At 36.1% G+C, this 10,524-nt stretch carries 10 protein-coding genes; all 10 read left to right on the forward strand.

The window, feature by feature from the left end:
- Complete coding sequence (locus tag FC57_RS05285) at positions 1 to 783, forward strand: helix-turn-helix domain-containing protein (RefSeq protein WP_040529737.1); 783 nt, start codon at positions 1 to 3, stop codon at positions 781 to 783.
- A 4-nt stretch (positions 784 to 787) separates the two neighbouring features.
- On the forward strand, positions 788 to 1,600 hold the full coding sequence (locus tag FC57_RS05290; RefSeq protein WP_040529735.1) for a helix-turn-helix domain-containing protein: 813 nt from the start codon (positions 788 to 790) through the stop codon (positions 1,598 to 1,600).
- An 86-nt stretch (positions 1,601 to 1,686) separates the two neighbouring features.
- Positions 1,687 to 2,388 (forward strand): pseudouridine synthase, encoded by a 702-nt coding sequence (locus tag FC57_RS05295; protein ID WP_007126356.1) that lies wholly within the window; start codon positions 1,687 to 1,689, stop codon positions 2,386 to 2,388.
- Between the two features lie 344 nt (positions 2,389 to 2,732).
- Positions 2,733 to 5,372 (forward strand): valine--tRNA ligase, encoded by a 2,640-nt coding sequence (locus tag FC57_RS05300; protein ID WP_007126355.1) that lies wholly within the window; start codon positions 2,733 to 2,735, stop codon positions 5,370 to 5,372.
- A complete protein-coding gene (locus FC57_RS05305) occupies positions 5,373 to 6,623 on the forward strand; it encodes a bifunctional folylpolyglutamate synthase/dihydrofolate synthase (protein WP_007126354.1) in 1,251 nt (416 codons plus the stop codon).
- Positions 6,623 to 7,300, forward strand: a complete 678-nt coding sequence (locus FC57_RS05310; protein WP_007126353.1) for an HAD family hydrolase — start codon at positions 6,623 to 6,625, stop codon at positions 7,298 to 7,300. Before FC57_RS05305 ends, FC57_RS05310 begins: the two co-directional genes overlap by 1 nt.
- 36 nt (positions 7,301 to 7,336) lie before the next feature.
- Complete coding sequence (locus FC57_RS05315; protein ID WP_040529731.1) at positions 7,337 to 7,960, forward strand: JAB domain-containing protein; 624 nt, start codon at positions 7,337 to 7,339, stop codon at positions 7,958 to 7,960.
- Between the two features lie 94 nt (positions 7,961 to 8,054).
- On the forward strand, positions 8,055 to 9,059 hold the full coding sequence (locus tag FC57_RS05320) for a rod shape-determining protein (protein ID WP_007126351.1): 1,005 nt from the start codon (positions 8,055 to 8,057) through the stop codon (positions 9,057 to 9,059).
- 45 nt (positions 9,060 to 9,104) lie between these two features.
- A complete protein-coding gene (mreC, locus tag FC57_RS05325; protein WP_007126350.1) occupies positions 9,105 to 9,956 on the forward strand; it encodes a rod shape-determining protein MreC in 852 nt (283 codons plus the stop codon).
- Positions 9,956 to 10,495 (forward strand): rod shape-determining protein MreD, encoded by a 540-nt coding sequence (gene mreD, locus FC57_RS05330; RefSeq protein ID WP_007126349.1) that lies wholly within the window; start codon positions 9,956 to 9,958, stop codon positions 10,493 to 10,495. The genes mreC and mreD overlap by 1 nt, the downstream gene beginning before the upstream one ends.
- Positions 10,496 to 10,524 lie beyond the last annotated feature (29 nt).

Genomic DNA, 10,524 nt, shown 5'->3' on the forward strand with positions numbered 1-10,524 from the left:
ATGTTAATTGGAGAACGTTTAAGAAAAATACGCGATTCATTGGGATTAACTCAAACCCAGATGGCAGCTGGCATTATAAATCGTTCCTTTTATTCACGTGTAGAGAAGAACAAAAACGCAATCAGTACTCGTGATTTAATGAAGATTTTGTATCATCATGAAGTGTCAATGGTTCAATTTTGTCAAGAATTAGGTGAAACTAAGCCACAGATTGTAAATTATCAAGAAGAGATCGTTCAAGCCTATCTGAAAGAAGATATAGTAACTCTTAAGAAAATTTATAAAAAAAGAAACTTTGTAGATATTAGAATTAAAAGCTTTATTCTCTTACTGATCTCAAAGCTTGAAGAAAAAATTGATGAGGTAAAAAGTATAATTCATAAGGATCCCAATTATAGTTATTTACAAGAATGCAATTGGAGTGAAGAAAACCTGTGGTTTACCTATTTCGTTATGGATCTATATAATATGGATGAATTACAAAATTTGGTTAATACACTCGTTAATAAATATCAGAATAGGTTAAGTGATCGTCAGACTGCACATTTAGTAGCTCGTGTTTTAATTAAATATTTAGATTTTTGTGTAAAGAAGCATCAAATGAACAAAGAAATGAATGATGCAATTAAGCTGTTAAAATTTTTACCAAATGAAGTAGAATTTGGAATTTATAGGATTCTTGCTGTATATTATGAAGAGGTTTTAAATAAGAATTATCAAAATGTTAACCTGATAGTTGATACTCTACAGGATAATGGTTTGAATTATAAAAGTGGAGGATAAAAAAGTGACCATTGGGGAAGCACTTAAGCAGGTTCGCCTGCATGAAGGCCTAACGCAAGAACAGATGGCAGCTGGAATTATTTCGGAATCTTTTTATTCAAAAGTTGAACGTGATGTTCACCAAATAGATGCTAATTTACTATTGGATATTTTAGTTGCGCATCATATAGATGTGGGAAGCTTTTTTAGTAAAATTAGCAATCAAAAAACTAAGCAAGAACCAGATTTTGATTTAATGAATCAAATCAGTTTTGCCCAAAATAAAAGGGATTTGCATAAGCTTGATGAAATTACTGAAGAAATTAAGAATAGGAAAGAAAAGCCTAGTTTTTGGTTACAATTTAGACTTGAAAATGCTTATGCTTGGACACTTCATTCTGGTGATCAGATTGATCCAGAATTGAAGAAGAAAGTTAAAGCCATTATAGTTGATGAAAACTGGAATAGAACGGCTTATCATTATTTAAGTCAAGCGGTAATTTTCTTGGATATTGATGATGCATATCAATTAGTCAATTCGGCTTTTAGAGCATATAAAAAGAGACCAGCTACTGATACTTTTACGTTGCAATTTGTAGCTATGATTGCAGTTAATTTTTTAAATTGTTGTTATCATAAGCATGCTAGTAAGAAATATGCAGAACTTGCAATTCAATTTTTACGCGAGCTTCCAATGGATGGCGCGATTGGCATTAATAGTGTTCTGGGAACATATTATGAAGCTTTATTTAATAGTGATCGGGCAACAGCTGATGAAGTAGCTGATGTCTTAAGGAAAAGCGGGTATGTTTCATTAATTGAAGACACATTGAAATGAATATAAAAGAACCTCAACTCGAAAGGAGTTGAGGGTTTTTGTATAATTTTTACTGATTGATACATGAAAATGAAAGAAAGATATAAATGAGAATTGATAAATACTTAGCTAATATGAACGTAGGCTCACGCAAGGAAGTTCATCAGTTAATTAAAAAAGGAATAGTTTCAGTTAACGGGCAGACTGTCAAAACGCCTAAAGAAAAGGTCGCAGAAACGGATGAAGTAACGGTTAATGGAGAAAAAATTGTTTATCAGAAATACCATTATTTTTTGATGAATAAGCCTAAAGGCGTACTGTCAGCGACTGAGGATCGTAGTCAAAGAACTGTGATTTCTTTGCTAGATCTGAAAGATCAATATCAAGGAATTGTGCCAGTAGGTAGATTGGACAAGGATACAACAGGCTTGTTGCTTTTGACCAATGATGGACAATTGAATCATGAATTGTTAGCACCTAATAAGCATGTGGCTAAAGTTTATCGTGCAAAAATTGCTGGCGTAGCCGACGAAAATACTGTAAAAACTTTTGCTTCAGGGATGACTTTAGGTGATGAGACTAAGCTTAAGCCGGCAAAGCTGACCGTTTTGAAACAGGATCTCGAACATGATAGCTCAGAAATTGAAATTGAAATTAGCGAGGGAAAGTATCACCAGATCAAGCGCATGTTTGGTGCTGTAGGGATGAAAGTAGTTGAACTGGAACGGATTTCAATGGGTAAGTTGAAATTGCCTAACAATTTAAAGCGCGGACAATATATTGAAATTGATGTGGATGAGATTAAGTAAAATAGTATAAAGACAATGAATTTACTCACTAACAAAAAGACTTTACGAGATTATAGGATTATATCTTTTTTATTTTTAGCTAAAATGCTATAATCGTTACCAAAGCCATGATCAAGAGGTATCAACTTTATTTACAGAGAAAAGCCAGATAGCTGAGAGGCCAAAAGTTGATTTGTAGCTTGATTAGCTGACTAATTGAACTTAAGTAGGTTAGTCCGGACACTTCAGCGCCGTTATCGTTTATTGAGAGAAGCACATTTTGTGCTTAACCATAGGTGGTACCGCGGTTAGTAAATCGTCCTAGACAACATTGTCTAGGACTTTTTTATTGGAGGAAATTTTTAATGACAGATTTAGCACCTAAATACAACCCAAATGAGGTTGAAAAAGGCAGATATCAAGAATGGCTTGATGAAGATTTATTCAAGCCATCTGGTGACAAAAAAGCTCACCCATATTCAATTGTTATTCCACCACCAAATGTAACTGGTAAGTTGCACTTGGGTCATGCTTGGGATACTGCAATTCAAGATACTTTAATTCGTTTCAAGCGTATGCAAGGCTATGATACGCTTTACCTTCCTGGTATGGACCACGCAGGTATTGCTACTCAAGCCAAGGTTGAAGCTAAGCTTCGCAAACAAGGCAAGGATCGTCATCAAATGGGACGTGAAGCCTTCGTTAAGCAAGTTTGGGACTGGAAAGATGAATACGCAGCAATCATCAAGGGCCAATGGGCTAAGATGGGTCTTTCACTTGATTACTCAAGAGAAAGATTTACCTTGGATAAAGGTCTTTCTAAGGCTGTAAAAAAGGTCTTCGTACAACTTTACAATGAAGGCTTGATTTACCGTGGCGAATACATCATCAACTGGGACCCAGCTTTACAAACTGCTTTGAGTGATATCGAAGTTATTCACAAAGATGATAAGGGTGCCTTCTATCACATCAAGTATCCATTCGTAGATGGCTCAGGTTATGTAGAAATTGCTACTACTCGTCCTGAAACTATGTTTGGTGATACTGCTGTTGCCGTTGCTCCTGGGGACAAGCGCTACAAGGATATTGTTGGTAAGGAATTAGTATTGCCACTTGTTGGTCGTCATATTCCAATTATTGAAGACCAACACGTAGATCCGGAATTTGGTACTGGTTTGGTTAAGATTACTCCAGCCCATGACCCTAACGACTTCCAAGTTGGTAACCGTCACAATTTGAAGAGAATTAACGTCATGAACGATGACGGTACCATGAACGAAGAATGTGGCAAGTATGCCGGTATGGATCGTTTTGACTGTCGTGAACAATTAGTTAAGGACCTTAAAGAAGAAGGTTACTTAATTAAGATTGAACCAATCGTTCACTCAGTTGGTCACTCAGAACGTTCAGGCGTTCAAGTTGAACCAAGACTTTCTAAGCAATGGTTCGTTAAGATGAAGCCACTTGCTGACAAGGTTCTTGAGAATCAAAAGACTGCTGGCAAGGTAAACTTTGTTCCAGAACGTTTTGAAGGTACTCTTGACCACTGGATGGAAGATGTTCATGATTGGTGTATTTCACGTCAATTATGGTGGGGACACCGTATTCCAGCTTGGTACAACAAGAAGACTGGCGAAACTTATGTAGGAGTTGAAGCACCTAAGGATGCTGAAAACTGGGAACAAGATCCAGACGTACTTGATACTTGGTTCTCAAGTGCTCTTTGGCCATTTTCAACCTTAGGCTGGCCAGACACCGATTCTGCTGATTTTAAGCGTTACTTTCCCACTAATGCTTTGGTAACTGGTTACGACATTATCTTCTTCTGGGTATCCAGAATGATGTTCCAAAGTCTGCACTTCACTGGTAAGCGTCCATTTAATGATGTTGTTTTACACGGTTTAATGCGTGATGAACAAGGACGCAAGATGAGTAAGTCACTTGGTAATGGTGTCGATCCAATGGATGTTGTTGACAAATACGGTGCCGATGCCCTTCGTTGGTTCTTATTGAACGGTACAGCTCCTGGTCAAGATACTCGTTACGATCCTAAGAAATTATCAGCTGCTTGGAACTTCATTAACAAGATTTGGAATGCAAGTCGTTTCGTAATTATGAATCTTCCAGAGGATGCTAAGCCTGCTCATATGCCAGACGTATCTAAGTTTGACTTAGCTGATAGCTGGATCTTTGATCGCTTGAACCATGTTGTTGGTGAAGTAATCCGTTTGTTTGACGAATACAAATTCGGTGAAGCAGGTCGTGAACTTTACAACTTTATCTGGAACGACTTCTGTGACTGGTACATTGAAATTTCTAAGATTGCCTTAAATGGTGATGACGAAGAATTAAAGGCAAGAAAGCAAGACAACTTAATTTGGATTCTTGACCAAATCTTGCGTTTGATGCACCCAATCATGCCATTTGTAACTGAAAAGTTGTGGCTTTCAATGCCTCATGAAGGCAAGTCTATTATGGTTGCTAAGTATCCAGAAACCCACAAGGAATTTGAAAATAAGCAAGCTGATAATGACATGGCCTTCTTGATTGAAACTATCAAGGCTGTACGTAACATTCGTATGGAAGTAAATGCACCGATGTCTAGTCCAATTGATATTATGATTCAATTAGATGATGCTAAAGACAAGCATATTTTGGACGAAAATGCTGATTACGTAGAAAACTTCTTACATCCTAAGGCACTTACTGTGGCTGAAGAAATTGAAGCTCCAAAGCTTGCTAAGACGGCCGTAATTCCAGGTGCACAGATCTTTGTTCCATTGACTGAATTAGTCAATGTTGACGACGAACTTGCCAAGATGGAAAAGGAAGAAAAGCGTCTTGAAGGTGAAGTTGCTCGTTCAGAGAAGAAGCTTGCCAATAAAGGCTTTGTTGACCATGCTCCAGAAGCAGTTGTTAATAAGGAAAAAGAAAAGAAGGCTGACTACGAAAGTCAATTAGCTGGCGTTCGTGAAAGAATTCAAGATTTGAAAGAGAGTAAATAATTGAAGTTTGCTAATGCTCAAGAGGTAATCAGTTACCTGTATTCTCTGCCTCACTTGCATCCCAAGAATGATCTTTCTTTTATCAAAAAAGTACTAGCAGAATTGGGGAATCCGCAAGATAAAGTGAAGACGATTCACATTACGGGCACGAATGGCAAGGGCTCAACTTCATATTATTTATCAAACCTACTCAAAAAGGCTGGTCAGAAGACTGGCCTTTTTGTCTCACCATATGTCTATCGTTTTAATGAACGAATTCAATTGAATAATCAAGACATTAGTGATGATGATCTGGTTAAAGCTGCTAACATCGTTCAGGCTGCTTGCGATAGATTGGAGAAATTTTCATTAGTTACTTTTGAGTATGAAGTAGCTATAGCCTTTGTTTATTTCGCTCAAAAAAAGTGTGATTATGCAGTTATTGAAGTAGGTATCGGTGGTGAACATGACAAGACTAATGTCATAACGCCTGAGGTTAGTGTGATTACGACAATTGGTTTGGATCATGAAAAAATTATCGGGCCAACAATTCAAGATATTGCACGAGAAAAAAGTGGCATTATTAAAAATCATCGATCTGTAGTTTTAGGAAATGTACCTCAAAACGTCCTTCTAATTTTGCTAGAAAAGGCTAAAGCAGAGAATGCTTCTGTTTATCAATTAGGAAAAGATTTTGACGTTAGTGTTGCTAAAGAAATTAATTATGATGATCCAAATCATAGTTTAACTTTTAAGTTACGTCCAAAAGTTGAAGCTTTCGATATTGCTGTTGCATTTAAGGCCTTTAGTTTACTGAAACTAAATTTGTCGACGGCAGAGATAGAACAAGCAATTAACCAAACGACTATACCAGGTCGCTATCAGATTTTGCAGAAAAAACCACTAATTATTTTGGACGGTGCACATAATATTCAAGCAATGACTAATTTGCTAAATGTAGTTCATGCAATAGCTAAACAAAAACAAGGACATGTTTATGCTTTAGTGACTATGATGAAAGATAAAGATTTGGAGCAAGTTTTTGATTTATTTGATAAGCAAGATCAAGTTTTGCTTACAACTTTGTCTTACCCACGTGTAGCAAAAGAAAATGATTTTCCAATTGATGTCCAAAGAAGATATAATTATGAGGGAAACTATCAAACCGGATTTACTGAATTAAAAAAGAAGCTAAATGATAATGATATCTTGCTCGTTACAGGTTCATTTTATTTAGTAAGTGCGATTTTGAATTGGAAAGGGAAAAAGTAATGCATGTTAAAGGAATAAATGATGATATTCAAGGCATTATTTTTGATTTGGACGGCTTGCTGGTCAATTCAGAAAAGTTGTATTGGGATGCCAATATTCAAGCGGCAGAAGAAGATAAACTTGGTACACCGCGGGATGCTTATCTGAAATTGACTGGTGCGACAGTGAAAGAAATGCAGGATTTTTATCATAAGTATTTCAAAACTGCAGCTGATCGTGACCGATTTATTAAACGGACAGATGATCTAGTTTGGCAGTGGACCGATGAAGGAAAGCTCAAGCTGCAAGAAGGCGTGCAAGCAGCGTTAGATGAATTTCAGAAGCGAGGTTTGCATATGGCAATTGCTTCTAGTAATTATGAAGACGTTTTACAACATGCACTTTGGGCAACTGGAATTAGAAATTATTTTGATTTTCATCTTAGCTACTTAGATGTGCAAAAAGGCCACATTAAAGCTAAGCCAGCACCAGACATCTATTTAGCTGCTGCTAAAAAAATAGGTTTACCCAGACAAAATATTCTGGTGTTTGAAGATTCTTCAACCGGTGTACAATCGGCAGCTAATGCTGGCTTAAAATGTGTAATGGTGCCAGATTTGATTCCACCTACGGAAAAAGATAAGCAAAATGCTGTAATGATTTGTAAAAACTTTTTTGAATTTCTCAAGAGAATTTAGCCCTTTTTTGCGTAATAAGTAATGAGGGGGAATTTTATGATAAAAAAGAACTCAAATCATTGCTTTGTAAATACGGACTTAGAGTTGTTGACACATTTGTTTGAACAGTTTAAGGATCAAGGAATTACTGATTTTAAGCAATTAATATTGTTCTTACGTAAGCACGAACTTACTAGTTTTGACGAGTTGGTACAATATATTACCGGTCCTGATTGTCCAGATGAAGTTGCTATTGCTGCTGAGGAAGTATTTGATCGCTTACGAATGGCTTCACCCAAGCGAAAAGCGGTTTTAACTTCTAGCGTAGAAGTAGGCAACTATTTAGCTGATAAGCTTGTTGGCCATAAGCAAGAGGAATTATGGGCTTTATACATTGACAATGGTAGTCATGTTATTGCTGAGAAAAAGCTTTTTCAAGGAACATTAAATAGATCGGTTGCTCATCCGCGGGAAATTTTCCGCTGGGCTGTAATCTATGGATGTTCAGGTATTTTTATTGCTCATAATCATCCGAGTGGCAAATTAATGCCATCTTCGAATGATTTTGAATTGACTGAAGATCTTAATGAAGTAGCCAAAATGATGAAAATTGACTTTTTGGATCATTTCATTGTGGGTCAGGGACACTATTTGAGCATGCGTGAAGAGAAATTGTTTTAAACTTCTTTAAAATTCACGCGAAAATCAACTTTAAAGAGATAGTATGCTATAATTATTCAAGATTTAGAGACCGCAACAATAAGGAGAGATTTTTGTGTTTGGATTAGGTACAAAAAATATTGGTATTGATTTAGGTACAGCCAATACACTTGTTTATATGGAAGGTAAAGGAATTGTTTTAAGAGAACCTTCTGTAGTAGCAAAGAATACACAAACTGGTGAAGTTATCGCCGTGGGTTCAGAAGCTAAAGAAATGATTGGTAGAACACCTGGTACTATTGTGGCTATTCGCCCAATGAGAGATGGTGTAATTGCTGATTATGACACGACTGCTGCTATGCTTAAGTACTTTATAGAAAAGACGGTTAGCAATTCTAAACCTTCAGTAATGGTATGTGTTCCTTCAGGTGTTACTGAAGTTGAAAAACGGGCTGTTATTGATGCTACTAGAGTAGCAGGAGCTCGTGAGGCTTTTGTTATTGAAGAACCATTTGCTGCAGCTATTGGTGCTGGGCTTCCAGTTATGGATCCTACTGGTTCGATGGTTGTTGATATTGGTGGAGGTACTACAGATGTAGCTACTATTTCGTTAGGTGGTATTGTATCATCAACTTCAATTCGTCAAGCTGGTGATAAGTTTAATAGTGCAATTATTAATCATATTCATTCTAGCTTTAACTTATTAATAGGTGAAAGAACTGCTGAAGATATTAAAATTCAGATTGGTTCTGCCTCTGTAGAAAAAGCTAAAGAAATCGAATCAATGAATATTCGTGGTCGTGATTTAGTTACTGGTTTACCAAAATCAGTTGATGTTGAAGCTGTTGATATTGCTAAAGCTATTCAAGATGTTGTACAAAATATTATTATTGCAATTAAGGAAACTTTGGAACAAACTTCACCTGAAATTGCTGCTGATGTTATTGATCATGGCATTATATTGACTGGTGGCGGTGCATTGTTGAAGAATTTACCAGAAGTTATTTCTGAAGCAACCAAGGTTCCTGTATTTATTGCTCAAAATCCACTTGATTGTGTAGCAATTGGTACTGGTGAATCACTAAAAAATATTGAAGTAATGCGTAAAAGTCGCAAATAATAAAAAAGCCGGCTGTAGCCGGTTTTTTCTTAGGATCAATTCTTAATGAAAAAATTTCTGCAAAATAAAAAATTATTATCAACTTTTATTATAATAGTTACTGTTTTAGCCGTTTTAGGCGGAAGTGTTAGTTTGCGTAATAAACGTAATACACCATTTTTAGTTCAAAGTTTAGGCAACGATCTTGTTGCTCTGGGGACTAGAATAATTGATATTCCAGTTAGCTTTGTCTCAAATGGGTTAAACAGTGTCCATAATATTTTAAATACTCAAGAAGAAAATGATCATTTAAAGCGTGAAGTTACTGAATTAGGACAAACCAAAGCACAAAATGCCATAATTCAAAAAGAAAACAAACAATTAAAGTCTGCTTTAAAATTAAAAGATACATTAAGTGGTTATATGATGGTTAATGCTTCAGTTATTTCACGTGCTCCAGATACTTGGTCAGATATATTGACAATTAATAAGGGGAGTTCTGCAGGTATTAAGAAGAATATGGCTGTGATGAGTGGTGGTGGTGTTATTGGTCGAATTCTTGAAGCAAATGCTGCTTCTTCTAAGGTTGAATTAATTACTACTACTGATGAATCAGCTAATCGTTTTTCCGTCCAAGCAGATGCTTCTAATGGTAAAAGTGTGCACGGAATTATTACTGTCACTTCGAATAACAATTTAGCCTTTACGCAAGCAGTTGACGGACGTAAACTGAAGGCAGGTACTAGAGTTTACACTAGTGGTATGGGTAGTAACTCTCCTAAAGGCTTATTAATTGGTACTGTAACAAATACAACTCGTGATTCATTTGGCTTATCTGATCAGATTCGTATTAAGCCTGCTGGAGATATTAATGATCCATCTGTAGTGACAGTTATTGAAAGACAGGTGGCTAACTGATGTCTATTTTGCGTAAATGGGCGTTGGCAATTGCAATTTTTATAGCTTTGATTGTTGATGGAATTTGTTCTCTTTATCTTCATCAATTTATGACTTATGATAATTTTGGTGTTACAAGCGTAATTCTACCAATTAGTATGATGCTTATTGGTTTGTTTGACGATACTAACGAGAAAGAAATCTATTTAGCTATTGGGGCAGGAGTTGTTGCTGACATTTATTTTTACAGTATTGTCGGTATTTATACAGTTTTTTTACCAGTCAGCTGTTGGATTTGTCAAAAAGTAGCCCGATTTTTACCAGAAATTTTCTGGGCTAGACTTATTGTAATTTTAGTAGGAACAACTGCATTTGTTGCCTATAGTTGTCTTATTTTTGATATAATCGGCCTTGTAGCTACTTCAATTTATACTTTGTTAATGGAATTATTAGTTAATCTAGGTTGGTCAATTATTTTCTTCATTTTGTTATATTGGATTTGGGGTAATTTGGTACAAGATTATCCATTCTTAGTTGATTTGAAAGCTTATCGCGTATAAAAATAAAGTGTCTGGGAAAAAACTAACCC

Origin of the sequence: Lactobacillus ultunensis DSM 16047 (assembly GCF_001436305.1) — a bacterium.
In the GTDB taxonomy this organism is placed as follows: domain Bacteria; phylum Bacillota; class Bacilli; order Lactobacillales; family Lactobacillaceae; genus Lactobacillus; species Lactobacillus ultunensis.